At 70.8% G+C, this 22,466-nt stretch carries 15 protein-coding genes; 14 read left to right on the top strand and 1 reads right to left on the bottom strand.

Going from position 1 to position 22,466, the window contains the following annotated elements; all coding sequences use genetic code 11:
• Positions 1-49 precede the first annotated feature (49 nt).
• Positions 50-313 (bottom strand): hypothetical protein, encoded by a 264-nt coding sequence (locus ASF52_RS02460; RefSeq protein ID WP_056167052.1) that lies wholly within the window; start codon positions 311-313, stop codon positions 50-52.
• Positions 314-563: 250 nt separating this feature from the next.
• Here ASF52_RS02460 and ASF52_RS02465 point away from each other — a divergent pair, with 250 nt between their 5' ends.
• The 14 genes from ASF52_RS02465 to cysE all read left to right on the top strand — a co-directional run bounded on the left by ASF52_RS02465 (position 564) and on the right by cysE (position 22,233).
• Positions 564-1,301 (top strand): NUDIX hydrolase, encoded by a 738-nt coding sequence (locus ASF52_RS02465; protein ID WP_056167062.1) that lies wholly within the window; start codon positions 564-566, stop codon positions 1,299-1,301.
• Between the two features lie 28 nt (positions 1,302-1,329).
• Entirely contained in the window at positions 1,330-2,325 is a 996-nt protein-coding gene (locus ASF52_RS02470) for an SPFH domain-containing protein (protein ID WP_056167063.1), read from the top strand.
• A 7-nt stretch (positions 2,326-2,332) separates the two neighbouring features.
• A complete protein-coding gene (locus tag ASF52_RS02475) occupies positions 2,333-3,226 on the top strand; it encodes an NAD(+)/NADH kinase (RefSeq protein ID WP_056167067.1) in 894 nt (297 codons plus the stop codon).
• A 142-nt stretch (positions 3,227-3,368) separates the two neighbouring features.
• Positions 3,369-4,478, top strand: a complete 1,110-nt coding sequence (locus ASF52_RS02480; RefSeq protein WP_056167072.1) for an ATP-binding protein — start codon at positions 3,369-3,371, stop codon at positions 4,476-4,478.
• On the top strand, positions 4,475-6,778 hold the full coding sequence (locus ASF52_RS02485; protein ID WP_056167075.1) for a DUF5682 family protein: 2,304 nt from the start codon (positions 4,475-4,477) through the stop codon (positions 6,776-6,778). Before ASF52_RS02480 ends, ASF52_RS02485 begins: the two co-directional genes overlap by 4 nt.
• A 45-nt stretch (positions 6,779-6,823) precedes the next feature.
• The gene (locus ASF52_RS02490; RefSeq protein WP_056167078.1) at positions 6,824-10,639 is read left to right on the top strand and encodes a DUF4132 domain-containing protein; all 3,816 of its coding nucleotides are present in this window, start codon (positions 6,824-6,826) and stop codon (positions 10,637-10,639) included.
• Positions 10,640-10,653: 14 nt separating this feature from the next.
• The gene (locus tag ASF52_RS02495; RefSeq protein WP_056167081.1) at positions 10,654-14,592 is read left to right on the top strand and encodes a DUF4132 domain-containing protein; all 3,939 of its coding nucleotides are present in this window, start codon (positions 10,654-10,656) and stop codon (positions 14,590-14,592) included.
• On the top strand, positions 14,589-15,719 hold the full coding sequence (locus tag ASF52_RS02500) for a VWA domain-containing protein (RefSeq protein WP_056167083.1): 1,131 nt from the start codon (positions 14,589-14,591) through the stop codon (positions 15,717-15,719). The genes ASF52_RS02495 and ASF52_RS02500 overlap by 4 nt, the downstream gene beginning before the upstream one ends.
• Positions 15,720-15,725: 6 nt before the next feature.
• Entirely contained in the window at positions 15,726-17,654 is a 1,929-nt protein-coding gene (locus ASF52_RS02505; protein WP_056167086.1) for an SWIM zinc finger family protein, read from the top strand.
• A gap of 345 nt (positions 17,655-17,999) precedes the next feature.
• Complete coding sequence (locus ASF52_RS02510) at positions 18,000-19,031, top strand: ABC transporter substrate-binding protein (RefSeq protein WP_056167089.1); 1,032 nt, start codon at positions 18,000-18,002, stop codon at positions 19,029-19,031.
• Between the two features lie 14 nt (positions 19,032-19,045).
• Positions 19,046-19,942 (top strand): ABC transporter ATP-binding protein, encoded by an 897-nt coding sequence (locus ASF52_RS02515; protein WP_056167092.1) that lies wholly within the window; start codon positions 19,046-19,048, stop codon positions 19,940-19,942.
• Complete coding sequence (locus ASF52_RS02520) at positions 19,942-20,814, top strand: ABC transporter permease (protein ID WP_056167096.1); 873 nt, start codon at positions 19,942-19,944, stop codon at positions 20,812-20,814. Before ASF52_RS02515 ends, ASF52_RS02520 begins: the two co-directional genes overlap by 1 nt.
• A gap of 308 nt (positions 20,815-21,122) precedes the next feature.
• On the top strand, positions 21,123-21,314 hold the full coding sequence (locus tag ASF52_RS02525) for a hypothetical protein (RefSeq protein ID WP_056167109.1): 192 nt from the start codon (positions 21,123-21,125) through the stop codon (positions 21,312-21,314).
• Between the two features lie 157 nt (positions 21,315-21,471).
• On the top strand, positions 21,472-22,233 hold the full coding sequence (gene cysE / locus ASF52_RS02530; protein WP_443136645.1) for a serine O-acetyltransferase: 762 nt from the start codon (positions 21,472-21,474) through the stop codon (positions 22,231-22,233).
• The last annotated feature ends 233 nt before the right edge of the window (positions 22,234-22,466 follow it).

The following is a 22,466-nucleotide window of genomic DNA, read 5'->3' on the forward strand; positions in this document are numbered from 1 at the left end:
AGGACCGCCAAGTGAAGAGGCGAGAGGGCGATCAGCATGATGGCGCTCCCTACGGCAGGTAGAGACCGCGTCCGCACCGGCGCATGCGGCGCGCCTCGACATAACCGGTGTTGCGGTCGAACACCTCGACCGTCCGGTAGACGCAGTACCGTCCCGAGTTGCGGCCGTTGTAGTAGACCCCGCCATTGTCGAGATCGACGCCGAGGAACTCCTGATTGCCGCCTCCGCTGGCAGCCCTGTCGGTCCCCTGGGCGAGAACCGGAGCCGCGCCGCCGAGCAGGCCGACGAGGACGAGAATCGAGATCGAGCGCATGTGACGTCTCCCTGGTTGGGCGGCGCCGGCCGCCCTCCCCGGGCTCATGGGTCGGCCAGACCCGGTTTTGCGCGGCGGCCGGCCCGGACGATCGACTTTCATGTCCCCACGATGGTCCACGGGCGGCCTGAGCGAAGCCCGAATCCGCATCGCGAAGCGATCAACCGGTCTGACGCGCTACGGTCCCGATGCCTTGACATATATCTAATTCGCATCTTAGTTATACGCAGATTAAATATATGGTGATGCCATGTCTGAGCACGCGTTCCTCGCAGCGTACGATCCGAACGCCTTCGCGCGCCCGGCGCTCACCGTCGATCTCGTGCTGATGAGTATTCATGCCGACCGCCCGGCGGCCCTGCTGCTGAAGCGGACCGAGCACCCCCATGCCGATCGCTGGGCGCTGCCCGGCGGTTTCGTCGGGATGGACGAGACCCTCGACGCGGCCGCCGAACGCGTCCTCCGCGCCAAGGCCGGCATCGCCGGGCCGCACCTCGAGCAGCTCTACACCTTCGGTGCCCTCGACCGGGACCCGCGCATGCGCATCGTCTCCGTGGCCTATCTCGCGCTCCTGCCGGAAGCCGCGTTCCGGCAGGCCCTGGACGGCGCGGCGGAGCTGTCGGCGGCCATCGTCGAGGTGCCGTGGGCCGGCGAGACCGGCGGCCCCGTCACGGCATTCTCCGCGCAGGATCCGGGACGGCGGAGCCCGCTGTCCCTCGCCTTCGACCACGCCGACATCCTGGCCCTCGCGATCCTGCGACTGCGGGGCAAGCTCGACTATTCCGGGATCGGCTTCGCCCTGCTGCCGGAGCACTTCACCCTGCGCCAATTGCAGGACGTGCACGAGGCGATCCTCGGCATCCCCCTCAACAAGCCCGCCTTCCGCCGCCGGATGCTCGACCGCGGCTGGCTGGCACCGACGGGGGCCCGCGAGGCCGGCACCTCGTTCCGCCCCGCCGAACTCTACCGCGTTCGGAAACCGCTCTGAATCCGCGTCCATCCTGGAGGAAGATCCCATGGCCACGATCCACAATTTCGGCCCGATCGCGCAATTGAAGAGCGAGGCGAGCAGCCACGTCATCCGCTACCGCAACGGCCGCGTCCGGCAGAGCGGCCGGGGGCTCGTCTTCTGGTTCCGGCCGGAGACCGCGAGCATCAGCGAGGTGCCGATGGACGACCGCGAGATGACCTTGTTCGTGCGCGGCCGCAGCCGCGACTTTCAGACCGTCGTGGTCCAGGGGACCATCGGTTGGCGCGTCGTCGATCCGGACCTGCTCGCCGGCCGCGTCGATTTCTCCCTCGGACTGCACACTGGCAAGCCGCGCGGCGAACCCATCGAGCGCATCGAGGCGCGCCTCAGCGGCATCGCCGGCCAGGCGGTCCTGCAGGAGATCGGCGGAAACCCCGTCGGCGCGCTGCTGGACGCCGGCCCCGAACCCCTGCGCATCGCCCTCGAGTCAGTGCTGGGAGCGGCCCCCTCCCTCGCCGAGATCGGCGTCGCCGTGGTCTCGGTGCGGCTCACCAACCTCGCGCCCACGAGCGAACTGGAGCGCGCCCTGCAGACGCCGACCTTCGAGTCGCTTCAGCAGAAGGCGGACGCGGCGACCTTTGCCCGCCGCGCCCTCGCCGTCGAGAAGGAGCGCACCATCGCAGAGAACGAGCTGGAGACCCGCACGGAACTCGCTCGGCGCGAGACGGTGCTCATCGCGCGCGAGGCGGAAAATGCCCGCGACCGCGCGGCCGGCCTGGCCGAGGCCCACGGGCTGGAGGCGGCGGCCGAGGCCGAGCGCATCCGCCTCGTCGAGGGTGCCAGGGCCGAGGCCGAGCAGCGGCGCGCGGCCATCTATCGCGACCTTCCGCCCGCCGTGCTGCTCGGGCTGGCCGCCCGTGAACTCGCGGGCAAGCTCGAGACCATCGAGCACGTCAACGTCACGCCCGACCTTCTCGCGGCCGTCCTGGGTGAGTTCCGCAAGCCGGGCCCACCGGTGGCGCCGCCGGCCTTCCCGCGCTGAGGACACCATGTCCGTCGTCCCCCCGCGCGCCGTGTTCGTGATCCGCGACACCGACTACGAAGCCCTCCTGGCCCGGCACGCCACCCGTGGCCAGGCCCGGTTCTTCCTGGAGAGCCGCGGCCAGAACCTCGCGGAGATGGAAGCGCGGCACGCCCGCTTCCACGCGGTACTCGGCCAGGCGCGCGCCGCCGTGCCGGGGGCGTGGCGGCAGGCTCTGGCACGGCGCGGCGACCTCGACCGGTTCCTGTTCGCCCCCGATGACGTGATCGTCGCGGTCGGACAGGATGGCTTGGTCGCCAACGTGGCGAAGTACCTGCGCGACCAGCCGGTGATCGGCGTCAATCCGGCGCCCGATCTCCACGACGGCGTGCTGGCCCGCGTCGCGGTGGAGCGCCTGGGGCCCTTGCTCGCGGCCAGCGTCGCCGGGGCGGCGCAGATCGAGCGACGGACCATGGTGCGGGCGGTGCTCGACGACGGGCAGACGCTACTCGCGCTCAACGAGATCTTCGTCGGCCACCGCAGCCACCAATCCGCGCGCTATCGGATCGAGGCGGACGGTGTTTCGGAGGACCAGTCGTCGAGCGGTCTCATCGTCGCCTCGGGCACCGGTCTGACCGGCTGGGCCCGCTCCATCGGCGAGGCGACCCATCTCACCCTACGGATCGGCGTCGAGGAGGCGGCGGTGGGCTACTGGGTGCGCGAGCCGTTCCCCAGCGTGACGAGCACCACGGAGCTCCGCGCGGGCAAGCTCACCGGGGCGTCCCTCGCGGTCACGTCGCGGATGAACGACGGCGGCGTGGTGTTCGCGGACGGGATCGAGCAGGATTTCATCGCCTTCGAATGGGGCCGGCGCGTGCAGCTCGCGCCGGCCACCCACGCCCTCAACCTCGTGGTCGCGTAGGGTGGCGGCTCGGGCGCGCGTTCACGGACGGGGGTTTACGTAACACCCTCGCGATCGCGCGCCCTTGAGAAACCGCCCTGGACCGGGGCAGTCTCCGGCCGGGTGAGGCGGCACTGCGGTGCACCTCGGCGGGGGAAGCGGCATGGCGAAGGTCGAACGGGCGAGGACGGACGGCGAAACCCGCCAGCGGCCCCCGGCGGAGGTCGTGCACGCGGCAGAGCTCACACGGCTGCGAGCGGAGGATACGGCACCGCGCCCGCCCGGCTGGCAGCTCTCGCTCCAGGGCGTGAAGCGATTCATCTGCGGCGATGGGGCAGGGGAGCCGAAGGTCGTGTGCTCGCCGGCCCTGGTCGAGCGTGCCATGGTCACCCTGGCGACGTCGCGGGCCTTGCTGCTCATCGGCGAGCCCGGCACCGCGAAGAGCCTCCTGTCGGAGCTGCTCGCCGCCGCGATCAGCGGCGGCTCGACCCTGACGATCCAGGGCGGCGCCTCGCTCACCGAAGACCAAATCCGCTACGGCTGGAATTACGCGCTCCTCGTCGCGGAAGGGCCGAGCGAACGCGCCCTGGTGCCGGGGGCACTCCATACCGGGATGCGCGCGGGTCGCATCGTGCGGTTCGAGGAGATCACCCGCTGTCCGTTGGAGGTGCAGGACAGCTTGCTGTCCGTGCTCTCCGACCGCGTGCTCGCGGTGCCGGAACTGACGGGCGATGCCGGCATGGTCTATGCCCGCGAGGGCTTCAACCTCATCGCGACGGCCAACACCCGCGACCGGGGGGTCAACGAGATGTCGGCGGCCCTCAAGCGCCGCTTCGGCTTCGAGACGGTGTTTCCCATCGCGGACGCGGCGGCCGAACTCGCTCTGGTGCGCCGGGAAGCCACCGCACTCCTCGTCCGGTCCGGCGTGCCGCGCGCGCCCGACCCCGAAATCCTCGAACTCCTCGTGACCTGCTTCCGGGAATTGCGCGAGGCCGTGGATCACGAGGGCACCGGCCTGGAGCGGCTCTCCTCGGTGATGAGCACGGCGGAGGCCGTCAGCGTCGCCCACGCCATCGGCGTCAAGGCGCATTTCCTGCGCGGCGACGCGGGACGGCCGGAGGACATCGTCGCCTGCCTCGCCGGAACCGCCGCCAAGGACGATGCCGAGGATCTGGCGCGCCTGCGCCGCTACCTCGAACAGCGCGTCGGCCGCCGCGACGGCGCGGCGTGGCGCGCGCTCTACGCCGCCCGTCACCTCCTCACCCCGCAATGAACGGCCCCGAGACCGGCGAGCCGCTCACGGTCGTCGGCGTGCGTCACCATTCGCCGGCCTGCGCGCGCCTTGTGCGCCGTACCATCGAGACGGTTCGCCCGGCCCTGGTGCTCATCGAGGGGCCGTCGGACTTCAACACGCACCTCGCCGACCTCGCCCTCGACCACGCCCTGCCGGTGGCGATCTTCTCGTTCCGGGCCACGGAGCACGCCAGCCACGCCTCCTACACGCCGTTCTGCGCCTTCTCGCCGGAATGGCAGGCCCTCGTCTCGGGCCGGGCCGTCGGCGCCGAGACCCTGTTCTGCGACCTGCCGGCCTGGGATCCGGCCTTCGGCCAGCGGAGAAACCGCTACGCCGACCCGCACGGCCCCCGGGCCGAAGCCGCCGAACGGGCGCTCGCCTCCGCCCTCGGCGCCGAGGATCAGGACGCCCTCTGGGACATGCTGGCCGAAGCCGCCCCGGAGCACGAGCTGCCGGACCGGCTCGCGCGCTACTTCGCTCTCCTGCGTCCGCCCGGCACGGACGATCCGGCCGAGGAGGCGCGCGAGCGCTTCATGGGCGCCCACGCGGCCTGGGCCCTGCGCGCGGCCGGGGGAAAGCCGGTGGTGCTGGTCTGCGGTGGCTGGCACGCGGAAGCCATCCGACGCTACGCGGCTCGGGCCGACGGCGCCCGGCCCGAACCGGCACCGCCGGATCAGGGCGAGCGGACCGGCAGCTACGTGGTGCCCTATTCCTATGCCCGCCTCGACCGGTTCTCCGGCTACAGCGCCGGCATGCCCTCACCGGGCTACTACGAACACGTCGCCGCCGAGGGGCTCGACCCGGCAGCGGATTGGGCCGCCGGCACCATCGCGACCGCCCTGCGCGAGGCCGGGCAGGTGGTCTCGACCGCCGACCGCATCGCCTGGGCGGCCCATGCGGGTGCGCTCGCGCGCCTGCGCGCCCACCCGGCGATCCTGCGCGCCGACCTGATCGACGCGGCCCTGGCCACCCTGGTCAAGGACGCCCTCGATGCGCCGCCCGCCTGGACGGCGTCCGCCGCCGCCCCACGCCACGCGGCCCTGGCCGCGATGCTGCGGGCCCTGGCCGGCCACCGGGAGGGACGGCTCGCCCCGGGCACCCGACAGCCGCCCCTCGTCGCCGATGTGGAGGAGCGCCTGCGCGCCGCCAACCTGGAACCCGGTCCGTTACGCCGACGCGTGCCGATCGACTGGGCCGAGCCCGCCGACCGCGCGCGGGCGCACCTGCTCCACCAGACCGTCGTCCTGGGACTTCCGGGCATCGGCCGCGAAGAGGGCCCCGACCTCGCCGAACCAGGACTGCCCCGCGAAAGCTTCGCGATCGCGCGGCATCCCGACTGGCCCGGCGCCCTGATCGAGGCCTCGCTCTGGGGCGGCACGCTCGCCATGGCCGCCACGGCTCGGCTCGCCGCGCGGATCGAGGCCGACCCGGACAGCCTGCACGTGCTGGCCCTCGCTCTCTCCGACGCGCTCTTCGCCGGCCTCCCCATCGAGGGTGACCTGCTCGGGCGGTTGAGCCGGGGCATCGCCACGGCGCACGCTGTTGCCGACCTCGGAGGTACCGGGCGCCGGCTCGTGCGCCTCCACCGCTTCGGCGCGGCCTTCGGGGAAACGGCGGCCCCGGCCCTCGCCCAACTCTGCGTCGCCCTGGGGGAGCGCGCGCTGTCTCTCATCGAGACCATCGTGGATGCCCGCGAAGGGCTCGGTGCCATCGAACTCGTCCTCGCCTGCCGCGACCTGTTCCGCGATTGCCGGGACACCGTGCCGGGCCTCGCACCGTTGCGCCCGCCCTTCGTCGCCATGCTGGGGCGGCGGCTGGCCGACCCGGACGCACCGCCTGCACTCGCGGGGGCGGCCCTCGGGTTCCTGGTCGCCTGCGGCGAGATCGGAGCGGGGCCGGACGAAGCCGCGCGCCGGCTACGCCGCTTCGGCCTGCCCGATACCCTCGGCGATTTTCTCGCCGGCCTGTTCGCCCTCGCCCGGGAAGAGGTCGCGCAGGATGCGACGCTGGCGGCCGTCGAAGCACTGGTCAGCGCCTGGGACGACGCGGATTTCCTGCGGGCATTGCCCGCGCTGCGCATGGCCTTCGCGTGGTTTCCACCGCGCGAGCGCGAGCGCATCGCTGCCGCGATCCTGCGCCGGGGCGGTATCGGCCCCGCCCAGGCAGAGGCCGAAGCGCTGGCCTGGATGCGGCAGGGCGCGATGCCCATCGACCAGGCCACGGCACTCGCGCAGGAGGCGAGGGTCGCGGACAGACTCGCGCGGTACGGGTTGACCTAGATCAGTGCGACGGGGTCTAACTCTGCGCGGAAGGGGGGGAACGGTATGCAGCGTTACGAACTGACCGAAGGATCGTCGTCCAAGTTCTGGGACGTGGGCGTCGAGGGATGCGACCTCACCGTCCGGTTCGGGCGGATCGGGACCAAGGGTCAGTCCAAGGTCAAACCTTTCCCGGAGGCCGACGGTGCGCGGCAGGAACGTGACCGGTTGATCCTGGAAAAGACCCGCAAGGGGTATCGCCCCACGACCGGTGAGACCGACGCGACACCCACCCCGGCGGCGATCGAGGTCCCACCGGAGGCCGGTCCCGTCTCCGCGAGCGCCATGCCCGAGGCAGCGCAGGCCGATCGGGCGATCTTCTCCGGCACGTCCCTGCCGACCCGAACCCGGCCCGGCCCGGCCCTCGATCCCGCGGCCGACTGGGCCGCTTTCGTCGCCGCGATCCGCGACCTGCTGGACTCTGCGCCGGAGGGCGCCGACGCTAAGGCCCTCGCGGCTCGTCTCGACCGCGAGCCGCCGGCCCTCGACGCGGCGCAGGCGCGCGATTGGTTGAATCTGCTTCGTGCCGCCTGTCCGACGATGGACCAACGGTTCTGGGGCCGGAAGCTCGGCCCCCGGGGTCCGGCGACTCGGGCCGCGTTCATGCATTTCGCCCGCTGGCTCGTGGCACGCTCCGGCATCGCCCCCCTGGTGAGCCTCTTCGACCAGCTTCGTCCCCGTCCGACCAGCAAGTACGGTACGATGCCAGTCTCGGTCTGGGACATCCCGAATAGCTTCGGGATGCGCTCCGCCCTCACGGCGGCACCGGACGCGGATTTCGACGCCGCACTCGCCGCCTGCCTCCGGCTTCACGCGGAGGACCCGGATCCACATCTCGGCTTCTGGCTCACGTCTGTCCTGGCCGACGACCGCGCCGGGGCCGACCATGCGCTACGCGCCGCCGCCATGCTGGACCGTCACGGGACATCGCGCCTGTTCGTCCGCCAGGGTTACAGCGCCATGCCGTTCATCGTCGATCTACCGCCGTCGCAGGCCGCCTCGTGGCAGGCCGATCCCATGCACAAGGCAATCCTCGCAACCCGTGACGTGACCGCCGCCGAGGTTGCCGCGACAATGATCGCCGTGGCGCACGCGGCAGGCGAATCGGCAACGACCAGCCTCGTGTGGCTCCTGCGCGACGCCATCGGCGTCGACCGGACCATCGTGGCGAAGGCCCTCCTCGACACCGGTGCCGAAGAGGGCCTGATGGCGCTCCTGCCCTTCACCGGCGCGAAGCTCGTCCGCGATGCCCTGGACGCGGCGGACATCGCCTTCCCCGACCGCATGCTCCCTGACTATCTGGAGGCGATGGAGGGCAAGGGACAGGCGAAGGGCGGCCCGGCCTACGCGCCCCGCGCCATTGCCCTGGTCGGCCGTCACGGCGCGGAGGCGGCACGAGCCTGGGCCGCCTCCGGCGGCGGCAAGCTCTCCGGGCGGCTCGACCGATTGCTCGCGGATGACCGGCCGCCCGCGCCGCGCGAGGCATGGCCGAGCATCCTGCGCGATCCCCCCTGGCGGCGCGGGGCCGCAGCGCGCGGGCGCATCGCTCTTAACCTGGCGCCGATCCCGACGCCCTTCGCGCACGAATTCGACGCCGCGGAGGCGATGGATGACGCGACTTACGGCTACCGGGCGGGCTTCATCGTCGAGGGCATGGACCGCTTGGTGGAGCGGATTCGCGAGACCGAGGCCGAGGGCGAGGCGAAGTACACAAGGCCGATCCCGCCGCCCGTCACACCGGTCCCGGCGGTCGGAACTTCCCCGGAGGCCGCCCTGGAATGGCTCGACCGCCGGCTCGATCGGGACGGGTTCGGCGGATTTTTCTGCTACATCTACGATTCCTGGTTCACCGGCGTCACCTGGCAACCGGAACCGCTGGCGCTCATCCTCTGGGAGAAGACAGTCCCCCTGCTGGCACTCTCCGGGGTCCGGCACGACCAGACTGCCGCGATGGTCGTCCGCTTCGGCGAACGCGCCCTGCCGGGCCTCGTCGCCATCGTGGCGGCCGAGCCGGAGGATAAGCTTCCGCATGTGCTCAAGGTGGATGCGGCCGCCCTCACGCCCATCGCCGCGCGGGCCTTTCATCGGACCAAGCGGGCGCGGCCAGCGGCAGTGGCGTGGCTGCGCGCCCATCCCCGCACCGCCGCCCTGCGGCTCCTGCCCGATGCCCTCGGCGCCCCGGGCCCGGAACGCGACGCGGCCGATGCGGCGCTGCGCTTCCTCGCCTCCGAGCCCGCGGGCCGGGCGGCTTTCGACGCGGCCGTGGCGGCCTATGCGGCGATCGATCCGCGCGTGCCCGAGGCGGTGGTATCCGGCGTCGACAGCGATCCGCTGGATCAGGTGCCGGTCAAGCCCCCGAAGCTGCCGCCCTGGCTCGTACCCGCAGCCCTTCCGCGTCCGGTCCTACTCGCGGGCGGTACGCTGCCCGATGCGGCGATAACGGCGTTCTGCGAGATGCTCGCCTTCTCGTCCCCCCTGACCCCGTATGCGGGGATCGCGCCCGTGCGGGCGGCCTGCACGCCGGAGAGCCTCGACGCCTTCGCCCTCGCGGTGTTCCAGTCTTGGCTCGCGGCCGGCGCCAACGTGGCCGGCGAATGGGCGATGCGGACCCTCGCGCTCATCGGCGGCGACGCCTGCGCCCGCGATCTCACCCGTCAGATCCGTGCCTGGGGCCAAGCGGGCCTCAAACCCCGGGGCAAGGCCGGCATCGCCGTCCTCGCCGGGATCGGCAGCGACGCGGCGCTCATGAACCTCAGCGCGTTGGCCGAGAAGAACCCGCTGCTGCAGCTGCGCGAGGCGGCGCGCGACGCCATCGCGGACGCCGCCGAGACGCGCGGGCTCGATGCTGTCCAACTCGCCGACCGGCTCTCCCCCGATCTCGGCTTGGACGCACGCGGCGGCCTCGACCTGTCCTTCGGCACACGTCACTTCCGTGTCGGCTTCGACGAGACTCTGAGGCCCTGGCTACGGAATGCGGACGGCCAGCGGCTTCCCGCCCTGCCGCGCGCGACCAAGACCGACGACCCCGAACTGGCCAAGCAGGCGTCCAGGCTTTGGACCGGGCTGAGAAAGGACGCGGAGGATGCGGGCCGGCTCCAGGTCTCCCGGCTCGAGACCATGCTGGCGACGGGGCGACGCATCGGGCCGGACGTGTTCCAGCCGTTCTTCGCGGGGCATCCGCTGATCCGCCATCTCGCCGGCCGCCTCGTCTGGGGACTCTACGAAGACCGGCTGGCAACGACCGCGCCGCGGGTCGCCTTCCGGCTGGCCGAAGACCTGACCGCAACCGATGCGGAGGATGCCGGACTCGACCTCGACCTCGCAGCCCTCGACGGCGTGGTCGGCCTCGTCCACCCGCTGCACCTGACCCCCGGCACCCTGGCGGCCTGGACCGCGCTGTTCGCCGATTACGAGATCGCCCAGCCGTTTCCCCAGCTCGCACGGGAGATTTACGCCCTCACGCCGGCCGAGGCGGCGGCCTCCGCCACGGATCGCTTCGACGGCGTGCGGGTCGCCGGGCGGCGCCTGCGCGGTCTGCGGTCTCAGGGCTGGTCGTCGGATACGGCAAGCGAGCATGTCTGTTCGGTACAACGGCCTACCCCTCTCGGCGGAGCCGACCTCTTCGCCGTGCTCCGCTTCGAGGACGGTCTGTGGCATCGGTCCGGGCCGGACGGCGACGAAGTCCAGACCCTGAGGGCCCTGACCCTGACCGAGACGGGCTGGGGTGCATCCACCGCGCATCGTTTCGGTGATCTCGATCCGGTGACCGCGAGCGAAATCCTGCGCACGCCCAGCCTGCTCGCGGCGACGGGCGGAGAATAGGGAGGGGAACCGACATGGACCGTTACGAACTGGTCGAGGGCTCGTCCGCCAAGTTCTGGGAAGCCGATGTCACCGGGACGACGCTGACCGTGCGCTTCGGACGCCTCGGCACCCAGGGTCAGAGCAAGGACAAGACCTTTCCGGACGAAGCCGCCGCCGTGAAGGAGAAGGACAAGCTCGTCCGCGAGAAGACGGCGAAAGGTTATGCCCGAGTCGGTGCGGCACCGGCCGCGGCGGTCGAGCAGGCCGCGCCGGCCAGTGCTACGGCCGGCAAAACGACGGCCAGTAAGGCGACGACCGGCAAAATGACGACCGGTAAGACGACTCCGAAGGCTTCGAAGGTCGCGCCGCCCGAGGAAGCACCTCCGGAACCGCAGGGTGATCCGGTCTCGCTGGCTGTCGAGCCGGAAGCCGCATCCGTGGCGAAGGCCGCAGCGGGCCCTTCGGCCCCGACGCCGTCAGGTGCGGTGTTCGACGGCACTCCGCTGCCGACACGGCTCAGGCCCGGCCGACACCTGACCGGCGAGGAGGCGTTGCGGACGGTCCGCGCGACCCTGCCCGCCCTCGTGGGCGACACGGAAAGCCTCCGTCTCATCGAAACGATGCCGCCACCGGACGGCATGGGCGACTGGATCCGATCCATCTGGGATCTGGCCGAGGACGAGACCGAACATCGGAGCTTCCGCGCGGGCGCCCATCACGCTGCCGACCTCCTCAGGTTCATGGATGCGGCTCTGCGGTTCCTCGTGGAAAGCGGGGGGGCGATGGAGGCGGCCCGGTTCGCCGACCGGATGCGGGACGGCACGCGCAGGCAGGGCCACTATCAGAACCTCGCCTGGGCGGAGCCACTTCAGCTTGCGACGCGCGCGGCCCTCGTCCACGCACCGGAGGCGGATTACGACGCGGCGGTCGCCTTCCTGAACGACCGGATCGCCGAGGCACCGGACTGGCCGACGGCGGCTGCCTTCGCCTTCATCCTCGCGGACGACCGGCCAGCGAGGCACGGCCTGCAGCCCCTCGCCGTCCTGGAAGCCGCCACGGCGGCCGGCATCGATGTCGCCGCGGACACGAACTTCCTGCCCCTCGTGGCGGATTCCGATCCGGCCGCGGCGGCGCCCTGGCGCACGAAGCGCAGCTATCACCTGTATTTCCTCTATTGCGACCTCGATGCGTCGGACGCCGCCGCCACGCTGATCGCGGTGGCCCGTTCCACCGGGCAGCCAGCGCTGCCGGGGCTCGACTGGATCCTGCACTACGCCCTCGACGAGCAGCGGACGGCGGTCGCGCGGGCGATGCTGTCGACGGGCGAGCCCGGTGCCCTGGCCACCCTGCTGCCACACCTGCACGAGAAGCCGATCGCGGCCGCCCTCGACGCAGCCCTGGCGGCAGACCCGGCTGCGATCGTCCCCCGCTGCCTCGCGGTCCTGGCCGGCGGCCGGGCCGAGCCGGCACTCCGCGCCCGCGCGGTGCGCGCCCTCGACACCCACGGCCTCGACACGGTCCGGGGCTGGATCGGGGACACCGACGGGCGCGCCGCGCGCTTCCTCGACGGGCTCGTGCAGGCCCGTGCCGTTCCCCTCGCGGAGCGGGCCGCGTGGCCCCGTGTGCTGCGCGATCCGCCGTGGCGGGCCCGGATGCGGGGTGCGGACGATCTCGTCCTCGACCTCGCGCCGCTACCGACGCCGTTCGAATTCGAGGCGACGGAAGTACCGGAGAGTTACAGGCGCGCCTATCGCGCCCGCATCCTCAACGACATGAGCGAACTCCCCGCCTTCATCGAGGCGGCCGAGACGTCTAAACCGGAGCAGGACTGGGTCCGGATCCCGCCGGCACTGTCCCCACCGCCGCTCGACGATCCCGACGCCCTGCTCGAATGGCTCGCCGCGCGTCTGCGGCAGATCGATCAGAGCTGCCGTTACTGGGTGTCGTCGCCGTATCATGGGCTGGTCGGAAGCACGGAGAAGCAGCCGGCCCCCCTGGCTCTCAAGCTGTGGTCGCTCACCGGAATCCTCGTGGGTCACAGCCACATCTCGCTCTGGCCGGAGATCGTCACGAGGATGCTGTCGCGGTTCGGCGAGACGGCGATGCCGGGCCTCATCGCCCTGATCGAAGCCGATCCCGTCGGATTGCTGCCCACCGTCCTCGCCATCGATGCGGAGGGCCTGGCTCCGCCCGCGGCGCGCGCCCTCGTGAAGCTCAAGAAGGCCCGTACCCCGGCACTGGCCTGGCTGCGTCGGCACCGCAGCACGGCGATCACCCGCCTCGTGCCCGACGCCGTCGGCAAGCCCGGGGCGACCCGCGACGCCGCCGAACACGCCCTGCGGCTCTTCGTATCCGACCGCCCGGACGGGCGTGCCGCCATCGAAGCGGTGGTCGCAGCCTATGCGGACCGCGAGCCGCGCGTCGCCACGGCGGTAGCCCAGGTGCTCGATCGCGACCCCCTCGGCCGCGTGCCGGCCAAGGTCGGCAAGCCGCCGGCCTGGGTCGTGCCGGGAGCGCTGGCGAAACCCTGCCTGCGCGCGGGCGGGGCGCTCCCGGACGAGGCCGTGGGGACGCTTTGCGAGATGCTGTCCTTCACCAACCCCGATGCCGTCTATGCCGGGGTGCCGATGGTGCGCGAGGCCTGCACGCCCGAGAGTCTCGCGGCCTTCGCCTGGGATCTCTTCTCCGCCTGGACCGCCGCCGGCACGCCCTCGAAGGACGGCTGGGCCCTGCGCACCCTGGGCTGGTTCGGGGACGACGGCACGGCCCGCGACCTCACGCGCCTGATCCGTCGCTGGCCGGGGGAGGCGGCCCATGCCCGCGCGGTCACGGGCCTCGACGTGCTCGTCGACATCGGCTCGGACGTGGCGCTGATGAACCTCAACGGCATCGCCGAGAAGCTCAAGTTCAAGGGCCTTCAGGAAAAGGCACGCGAGAAGATCGCGCAGCTCGCCGAGGTACGGGGCCTCTCACCGGAGGAATTGTCCGACCGGCTCGCCCCGGACCTCGACCTCGACGAGCGCGGCGGCCTAGACCTCGATTTCGGTACCCGGCGGTTCCGCGCCGGCTTCGACGAGGTGCTGAAGCCCTGGGTGCGGGATGCGGCGGGCGCACGGCTCAAGGACCTGCCGAAACCGATCAAGTCCGACGACGCCGAGAAGGCGGCGGCGGCCACCGCCCGCTGGAGCGCCCTGAAGAAGGATGCCCGCGCGGTGGCGAGCCTGCAAGTGGCACGGCTGGAGGCGATGCTCGTCACCTCGCGCCGGGTCCGGCCGGAGGTGTTCGGCCCGTTCTTCTCCGCTCATCCCCTGGTCCGCCACCTCACCCAGCGCCTCGTCTGGGGGACCTTCGCCGACGCCGACCCGCGGACTCTGCCCACCGCGACGTTTCGCGTCGCCGAGGACCTGAGCTTCACGGACGGAGTGGACGCACCGGCCGAGATCGACCTCGCGCCCGAGGCGGCGGGCCTCATCGGCCTCGTCCACCCGCTGCATCTCGACCCCGACGCGCTGACCGCCTGGGGCACGCTGTTCGGCGACTACGAGATCGCGCAGCCCTTCCCGCAGCTCGGCCGCGAGACGTTCGCCCTCACCGAAGCCGAACGGGGCGCGGCCAAGACGAAGCGGTTCGAGGGTGTGGTCGTCGAATCGAAACGCCTGCGCGGCATGCCGGCGCGCGGCTGGCGCCTCGGCGATCCGCAGGACGGCGGCGGCATCTGGTGGATCGAGCACGCCTTCCTGTTCTCCGGTGGGGCACCGGGCAAGGCGTCGCTGACTTTCGCCGACGGCCTGTTCACCGGGGCGCCCGAGTTCGAGGAAGCCTCGCAGACCCTGGGCGAACTGACCCTGGAAAGCCCATGGGGGGCGCCGTCCGCGGGAGCGAACCAGCGCGGCTTCGGCGATCTCGACCCGGTCACCGCGAGCGAGTTGCTGCGGAGTCCGAGCCTGCTGGCCGAGACGCGCCTGCGATGAGCCTCGATCCGGCCACGCGCTGGCGCCTGATCCTCGGCGAGGCGGCGGAGTCCGCCTGCGCCGGCGCAGGCTGCCGCCTCTCCGGCCGGGCGGCGGCCATGGACCGCGCACTCGACTGGCTCTACGGCCGCGATGGCGGCGGCGCGGAACGAGGCGAGCGCCGACAAGGCGGCCGCGAGGGCTCGGCCCTCACCGTGCCGGACTGGATCAACGCGGTCCACACTCTGTTCCCGCAAGAGACCATCGAGCGGTTGGAGCGCGACGCCATCGAACTCTACGCCATCGACGACGTGATCACGAACCCCGAGGTGCTCGCCCGCGCCGAACCCAACGAGACCCTGCTCAAGGCGGTCCTGCGCACCAAGCACCTCATGGCGCCGGACGTGCTGGTGATGGCGCGCCGGCTCGTGCAGGAAGTGGTGCGCCGCCTCACGGAACAGCTCGCCCGCGATCTCGCGGTCGCCTTCGGCGGCGTCCTCGACCGGCGCCGCCATACCCGGCTCCCCGGCGCCCGGGACCTCGACCTCAATCGCACCATCCGGGACAACCTGCGCCACTACGACCCCGAGCGACGGCGCATCACCGTCGAGCGCCTGCACTTCTTCGCCCGCAACCGGCGCCGGATGCAGCCCTGGCAGGTGATCCTTCTCGTGGACCAGAGCGGGTCGATGCTCGATTCGGTCATCCACGCCTCGGTGATGGCGGCCTGCCTGTGGAAGCTGCCGGGTATCGAGACCCACCTCGTTGCCTTCGACACCGCCTTGGTCGACCTGACCCGCGACTGCGACGACGCCTGCGCATTGCTCATGAAGGTCCAGCTCGGCGGCGGCACCGATATCGGCGGCGCCGTCGGCTACGCGGCCGGGCTGATCACCGCTCCCGAACGCGCCATCGTCATCGTGGTCTCGGATTTCTACGAGGGTGCGAGCGAGGCCGTGCTCGTCGCCAGGGTGCGGGCCCTTACAGGCCAGCGCACCAAGGTGCTCGGGCTCGCCGCCCTCGATTCGCAGGCGCGGCCAGCCTACGACCGGGCCATGGCGCAGCGTCTGGTCGAGGCCGGTGCCGAAATCGCCGCGATGACGCCGGGCGAACTGGCCGGCTGGCTCGCCCACGTCATCCGGAGCTAGCGGCGGATGGCGCGCGCCGACCTCCTGGCACTCACCGACGCGAGCCTGACCCAGCTTTCCAACGCAGGCCTCGTGAAACGGGCGGTGCGCGAGGTCACGGCCGGGCAGGGACCGGTCCTCGCGGAGGCGCCGGACGGCACCGTCGAAGCCCGCTTCGCCGACGGGACGCTGACCCGCCTCGACCCCGACCAGCCGCCGGGGCAGGCGACCTGCACCTGCCCAGCGAGCGGAATGTGCCGCCACCGCGTCGCCCTCGTCGTCGCTTACCGGACCAGCGCGATCGCGGGCGCCCCCGATTCGCGGGCGGATGGGGAAGCGGGACCTTGGGACCCCGGCACCCTGGACGGCCAGGCATTCGAGGCCGGCCTCAGCTCCGCTGCCGCAGCCGAGCTGAAGCGCCTGCTTTCCGCTGGCGTGACCGTGGGGCTCGATCATGGGGCGGTCCCGGCGGCGCGTCTGCCCACGGCGAGCGTGCGCTTCCTTGTTCCCGACGCCGTCGGCTACGCGCGCTGCGATTGTGCGGCCGGCGGCGGCTGCGCCCATGTGGCGGTGGCGATCCGCGCCTTCCGTGAGGCCGGGGGCGGGGCGGAGGTGCGGCTCGGGGACGACAGAGTTCCCCTCGATCACGGAACGGACGACCTCGCGGACGCCGTGGGCGAACTCGTCGCCGGACTTCTCGACGCCGGGGTCACGGCCGGGCCGGAGGTCCATGTGGCGGCCCTCGGACGGCTGCGTCGGGCCGCACAGGCGCGGGGGGCCACGCAAATCCTGCTGGCGGAAGCCGACCTCACCGCGCAGATCGCAGCTTACGCGACCCGCAATGCAACGCACGACGAAGCCAGGGTGCTACAGCTCGTGACCGAACTCCTGGCGCGAGTCCGGGTGGGCGGTGCCGCCGCCCTCGGCCTCGGCCAGCCCTACGAAACGCCCATGGCCAAGACGCGCCTCGTCTCCCTCGGCGCCCGGCTGGTGACGCGAGGGCGCGAAGTCCTGGCGCGGGTCGCACTCGCCGACACGGATACGGGTGCGACCCTCGCGCTGGAACGCACCTACGCGCCGGCCGAAGACGAGGCGGACTTCGTCACGCGTCTGCCTGGGCGCGCCCTCACGCCGGGCCTGTCGCTCGGCGGCCTCGGCCGGGGTCAGATTCTCACCAGCGTGGCCCGGCGGCGGGCCGATGGCCTGTTGGCGCTCGGCCAGGGCGCGCGCGGGCGGACGGCACTCCTGCCGCGCGAGCCCTTGCTGCGCCTGCCCGCTCCCCTCGCGGCGACCCGGACGGGCGAGATCCTGCGCCGCCTCGCCCAGCGCCCACCGGGCTTCCTGCGGCCGCGCGACCGGCTCGATGCCTTCCACGTCTTCGACGTGGCGGAGGTCGTGGGCCAAGCGTGGTCGGCGGGCGCGCAGATCTGGCAGGCGGCGGTCGATCTTCCCCATGGTGGCGGTACCCTGCGCCTCGCGCGCACCTACGACCGAACCGCGCCCGGCGCCCTCGACGCCCTCGCGGGCGCCTTTTCCGAACGGTGGGGCCCCGTACGGCAGGTCGCCGGCCCCGTATGGATCGTGGACGGCGCCCTGGTCTGCGATCCTTGGTCCATCGGAACCGATCGACTCCTGGTGCCCGACCTTGCGGCTCCGGACGCCGCCGGAACAGCGTTCGTGCCCGGCGCGATTGCAGGCGCTCAGACCATCCTCGAAGAGGCCGCGGCCCTGCTTGCCGGCGCGCTCCACGGTGGGCGGCGCAGCTTCGCGGCAGTCGCCGGGGCGAGCGCCCCCCGCCTCGTGGCGCGGTTGCGAGACGGCGGCCATGCGATGACAGCGGTACGCCTCTCGGAAATCATGGGGTCGCGAGGGGAGGGCGGTGCGGCGTTCGGCCGGGCCGCCCTGTGGATCGCCGCGATGCTGGAGGATTCCGGACCGTACGAGGCCGACGCCTGACCGGGGTCCCGGTGAGCATGTCCCCCGGGGCTCGCCCCGCGCGAACGCCTCCATGAATACCGAGATCGAGGATCGCAGGGCTTGCGCATAGGGGCCGGTCTCGGTGCGAGCGACCGCGTCGCGTCCTCGGCGCGGCCTGTCACACCATCCTCGTCCGTGCCTCTGTGGAAAAGCGGGGCAAAAGGATTCCGGTCCAACATCGAGGGCTTTCCGAGGGCACTTCACCTCCAATCGACGCTCTATAAAGATAATGCTTTCGTTGACCCAAGAACAACGACTGTGCAGACTCAATCTTCTTCGCAAGGCAACATTGCGAAGAAGATTCGATCGAAAAAGGCGCGGACGATGACAAAGCAACGCGGCGCGCTCTCGCGTCGGAACGCCGTGGGACTGGTCGCAAGCCTTGCGCTGTCCCTGGCGAGCTTCGGCGGGGCGAGGGCGGACGAGGGCCAGCTGCGCATCGCCAAGCAGTTCGGTGTCGTCTACCTGCTCCTCAACGTCGCCGAGGATCAGAAGCTCATCGAGAAGCACGGCAAGCAAGCCGGTCTCGACATCAAGGTGGACTATGTCCAGCTGTCGGGCGGCTCTGCCGTGAACGACGCCCTGCTGTCGGGCAACATCGAGATCGCCGGCGCGGGCGTCGGCCCCCTCTTCACCCTGTGGGATCGCACGAAGGGACGGCAGAACGTCAAGGGCGTCGCCTCGCTCGGGAACTTTCCCTACTACCTCGTAACCAACAATCCCGCCGTCACGAGCATCGGTGACTTCACCGAGAAGGATCGGATCGCGGTGCCGGCGGTGGGCGTCTCGGTGCAGTCGCGCATCCTGCAGATGGCCTCCGCCAAGCAGTGGGGCGACAAGGACTACGCCCGGCTCGACAAGATCAGCGTCGCCATTCCCCATCCGGAGGCGGCGGCCGCCATCATCAAGGGGGGCACGGAGATCTCGGGCCATTTCGGCAACCCGCCGTTCCAGGATCAGGAACTCGCCGAAAATCCGAAGGCCCGGATCGTCCTGAACTCCTACGCGGTCCAGGGCGGCCCAGCCTCGTCCACGGTGCTCTACGCGACCGAGAAATTCTACAAGACTAGTCCGAAGACCTACAAGGCCTTCCTCGACGCCCTCGACGAGGCGGCCAAGTTCATCACCACGCAGCCCGAAAAGGCCGCCGAGATCTATCTCAAGACCACCGGCAGCAAGATCGATCGCGACCTGCTGGTGAAGATCATCAAGAACCCGGAAGTGACCTTCAAGGTGGCGCCGGAGAACACCATCGGTCTCGGCAAGTTCATGCACCGGGTCGGGGCGATCAAGACCGAGCCCAACGCCATCGGCGACTACTTCTTCGCCGATCCGCGCATCGACACCGGCAGCTGAAGGCGGCGCGCACCATGACGTTCGCCGCCACACGATCGGACCTCGCTCTCCTCGAGCGGGAACCGGCTCGCCCCGTCGCCCACGGGACGCGCGCGATATCGCCGCCGCAGGCACGCCCGGAGCCGGCCCCGTCGCCCCTCCTGCGCCTCGCCGGGGTCACCCTGGAATACCGGACGCCGGAGCGAGTGGTGCGCGCGACGCACCGCATCGATCTCGATGTCTACGAAGCGGACCGTTTCGTGCTGCTCGGCCCATCGGGCTGCGGCAAGTCCACCCTCCTCAAGGCGGCGGCCGGCTTCATCCGTCCCGTCGAGGGTGAGATCGCCCTCGACGGGGTGCCGGTGCGCGAGCCCGGTCCCGACCGCATCGTCGTCTTCCAGGAATTCGATCAGCTGCCCCCGTGGAAGACCGTGGCCCAGAACGTTGCGTTCCCCTTGCGGGCGACGCGTCTGCTGAGCCGACGGGAGGCCGGGGAACGTGCCCGGCACTACATCGACAAGGTCGGATTGTCGCGCTTCGCCGACAGCTACCCGCACCAGCTCTCGGGCGGCATGAAGCAGCGCGTCGCCATCGCGCGGGCGCTCGCCATGCAGCCGAAGGTGCTGATGATGGACGAGCCGTTCGCGGCCCTCGACGCCCTGACGCGCCGCCGGATGCAGGAGGAGTTGCTGAACCTGTGGGACGAGGCCCGCTTCACGCTGCTGTTCGTGACCCATTCCATCGAGGAGGCCCTGGTGGTCGGCAACCGCGTGGCCCTGCTCTCCCCCCATCCCGGTCGCGTCCGGGGCGAGTTCAACAGTCACGCGTTCGATCTCGGCAGCCTCGGCAGCCGCGAATTCCAGTCTGCGGTGCAGGGGCTGCACGCACGTCTGTTCGAGACGGACCCCGCATCCGCACCGGCGGCCGCATGATGGGCCGGACGCTCACGCCGCCCATTCGCCCGGAATACGACCGGGTCCTGCCGCCGTTCGTCGAGGCACCGGTGGAGCGCCTGCTGCCGCTGTCCACGCGTCTTTGGCAGCAGGACTGGCTGCGCAAGGGTCTCATCATCGCCGTGCTCGCCGTGGTCTGGGAGGGGCTGGCGCGCTGGCAGGACAACGACCTGCTGCTCCCCGGCTTCGTCGCCACCCTGTCGGCCCTGATCGAGGGCCTAATCGACGGCGAGTTGCTCGACCGGGTGTGGATCTCCCTCTCCCTCCTGGTGCAGGGCTACGTCTGCGGGATCGTGCTCGCCTTCGGGCTGACGACGCTGGCCGTCTCGACGCAGTTCGGCCGAGACCTGCTCTCGACCCTGACGGCGATGTTCAATCCGCTTCCGGCGATCGCGCTCCTGCCGCTGGCCCTGCTGTGGTTCGGCCTCGGTTCCGGCAGCCTGATCTTCGTGCTGATCCACTCCGTGCTGTGGCCGATGGCCCTCAACACCTATTCGGGCTTTCAAGGCGTGCCCGAGACCCTGCGCATGGCGGGGCGCAATTACGGCCTGCGCGGTCCGTCCTACGTGCTGCAGATCCTGATCCCGGCCGCCTTGCCGGCGATCCTGTCCGGGCTGAAGATCGGCTGGGCCTTCGCGTGGCGCACCCTGATCGCGGCGGAACTCGTCTTCGGCGCCGCGTCGGGACGCGGCGGGCTCGGCTGGTACATCTTCCAGAACCGCAACGAGCTCTACACCGACCGCGTCTTCGCGGGCCTCGTTCTCGTGGTGCTCATCGGCCTGTTCGTGGAGAACGTCGTCTTCGCGACCCTCGAACGCTTCACCGTTCGCCGCTGGGGCATGGCGCGCTGACCCATCCAGTGTGACGCCCCTGAAGGCCCGACGCACTGGTGTTCGGCGCCCCGCAGAACCGCACGGCTTCCCCCGTATTCCGTATCCTCGTGCAGGCGCCCTCGGGGGAAGCGGAGCAATGGCATGAGCAAAACAGACGATCTATCTTGGACATTGCCTGAAATCGGGATACAATAAAGACCTATACAGAATAAATACTACAAATCCATAAGACTAAAGCAAAACAAACTCCGGACAGACGCCGAAACGAAAAAAAGTATCACACCCCGGATTTCGCTTCGGCGAATCGGGGCCAGGGAGACAACACCATGACTCAGGGCGATCAGGTTGTTTTCGCACGGCTCGACGTGGCGGAGGCGCTGGGCATCTGGCGCCACGCCACGGGCCGGGTCATTGGCATCCATCCGGCGCCGGGCGAGGCCTTGGCCGTCGACGTCGAGTTCGCCGGGCACGGCGTCCTCGTCGGCTACAGCGCGTCCCTGTTCACACGCATCGCCTGATCCGGCGCACGTCTCGTCCGGTCGCGGCTCCATCCCCACCGCAGGATCACATCGAATGACGAGCGCCCTCCAAGCCGGCATCGCCCGCGCCGGCTTCACGCGGCCGCCCCTACGCAGCGTCAGCCACACCGATGCGGAATCCGAGGTCTGGCGGGCCATGCGGAGCGAGGCCGAGGCGGCGATCGTCGAGGAACCGCTCTATGCCGGCATCATCCAGGCGACGATCCTGGACCAGCCGAGCCTGTCCCACGCCTTCGCGTATCGTCTCGCCCACCGCCTCGGCGACGGCGACCTCGCGCGCCTGTCCATGCGCGACCTCTGCCTCTCGGCCTTCGAGGCGGATCCGCATGCCGGAGCACACGCCGTGCGCGACCTCGTGGCCATCCGCGAGCGCGACCCGACCTGCCGGCGCTACCTCGATCCGTTCCTGTTCTACAAGGGATTGGCCGCACTCGAGGGCTACCGGGTCGCCCATTGGCTCTGGCACCAGGGCCGGGCGACCCTGAGCCTGCACGTTCAGAGCCGGATCTCCGAGGTGTTCGGCGCCGACATCCATCCCGCCGCGCGGATCGGCTCGGGGGTGTTCATCGACCACGCCACCGGCGTCGTCATCGGAGAGACCACGGTGATCGCCGACGACGTCTCGATCCTGCAATCGGTGACGCTCGGCGGCAACGGCAAAGAGAGCGGCGACCGCCACCCCAAGATCGAGCGCGGCGTGCTCCTCAGCGTCGGCGCCAAGGTGCTCGGCAACATCCGAGTCGGGGAGGGGGCGAAGGTCGCCGCGGCGGCCGTGGTGCTGCACGACGTGCCCGCCCACACCACGGTGGCAGGGGTGCCGGCCCGGGTGGTGTCGCGGCTCAAGACAGCCGAAGTCCCTGCCATGAGCATGGATCAGTTCTTCGGGGACGGGATTTAAAAAAATTCTTTCAGTCCAGCTGTTCTACGCGAGACAGCAACACGAGATGATTTTTTTGCACATCCCTTGCTGCCTAGCCAGTTCTATCTACGAGACACCAATGTACAATGCATTGAACTCCTTCAGTGCCAATATATAGAAGAACGTTTTGTTGACCTTTGTTAATCGCGAAAGCTAAACCGAAATCGCTCCCGCACCGAAGCCGTTCGAGCGGCGGGCCGCAAACATAACCA

Source organism: Methylobacterium sp. Leaf112, from assembly GCF_001423295.1.
Classification (GTDB): domain Bacteria; phylum Pseudomonadota; class Alphaproteobacteria; order Rhizobiales; family Beijerinckiaceae; genus Methylobacterium.

Coding starts and splice junctions, on each gene's coding strand:
- ASF52_RS02460 (WP_056167052.1), bottom strand. CDS start 313: ATGCGCTCGATCTCGATTCTCGTCCTCGTCGGCCTGCTCGGCGGCGCG.
- ASF52_RS02465 (WP_056167062.1), top strand. CDS start 564: ATGTCTGAGCACGCGTTCCTCGCAGCGTACGATCCGAACGCCTTCGCG.
- ASF52_RS02470 (WP_056167063.1), top strand. CDS start 1,330: ATGGCCACGATCCACAATTTCGGCCCGATCGCGCAATTGAAGAGCGAG.
- ASF52_RS02475 (WP_056167067.1), top strand. CDS start 2,333: ATGTCCGTCGTCCCCCCGCGCGCCGTGTTCGTGATCCGCGACACCGAC.
- ASF52_RS02480 (WP_056167072.1), top strand. CDS start 3,369: ATGGCGAAGGTCGAACGGGCGAGGACGGACGGCGAAACCCGCCAGCGG.
- ASF52_RS02485 (WP_056167075.1), top strand. CDS start 4,475: ATGAACGGCCCCGAGACCGGCGAGCCGCTCACGGTCGTCGGCGTGCGT.
- ASF52_RS02490 (WP_056167078.1), top strand. CDS start 6,824: ATGCAGCGTTACGAACTGACCGAAGGATCGTCGTCCAAGTTCTGGGAC.
- ASF52_RS02495 (WP_056167081.1), top strand. CDS start 10,654: ATGGACCGTTACGAACTGGTCGAGGGCTCGTCCGCCAAGTTCTGGGAA.
- ASF52_RS02500 (WP_056167083.1), top strand. CDS start 14,589: ATGAGCCTCGATCCGGCCACGCGCTGGCGCCTGATCCTCGGCGAGGCG.
- ASF52_RS02505 (WP_056167086.1), top strand. CDS start 15,726: ATGGCGCGCGCCGACCTCCTGGCACTCACCGACGCGAGCCTGACCCAG.
- ASF52_RS02510 (WP_056167089.1), top strand. CDS start 18,000: ATGACAAAGCAACGCGGCGCGCTCTCGCGTCGGAACGCCGTGGGACTG.
- ASF52_RS02515 (WP_056167092.1), top strand. CDS start 19,046: ATGACGTTCGCCGCCACACGATCGGACCTCGCTCTCCTCGAGCGGGAA.
- ASF52_RS02520 (WP_056167096.1), top strand. CDS start 19,942: ATGGGCCGGACGCTCACGCCGCCCATTCGCCCGGAATACGACCGGGTC.
- ASF52_RS02525 (WP_056167109.1), top strand. CDS start 21,123: ATGACTCAGGGCGATCAGGTTGTTTTCGCACGGCTCGACGTGGCGGAG.
- cysE (WP_443136645.1), top strand. CDS start 21,472: ATGCGGAGCGAGGCCGAGGCGGCGATCGTCGAGGAACCGCTCTATGCC.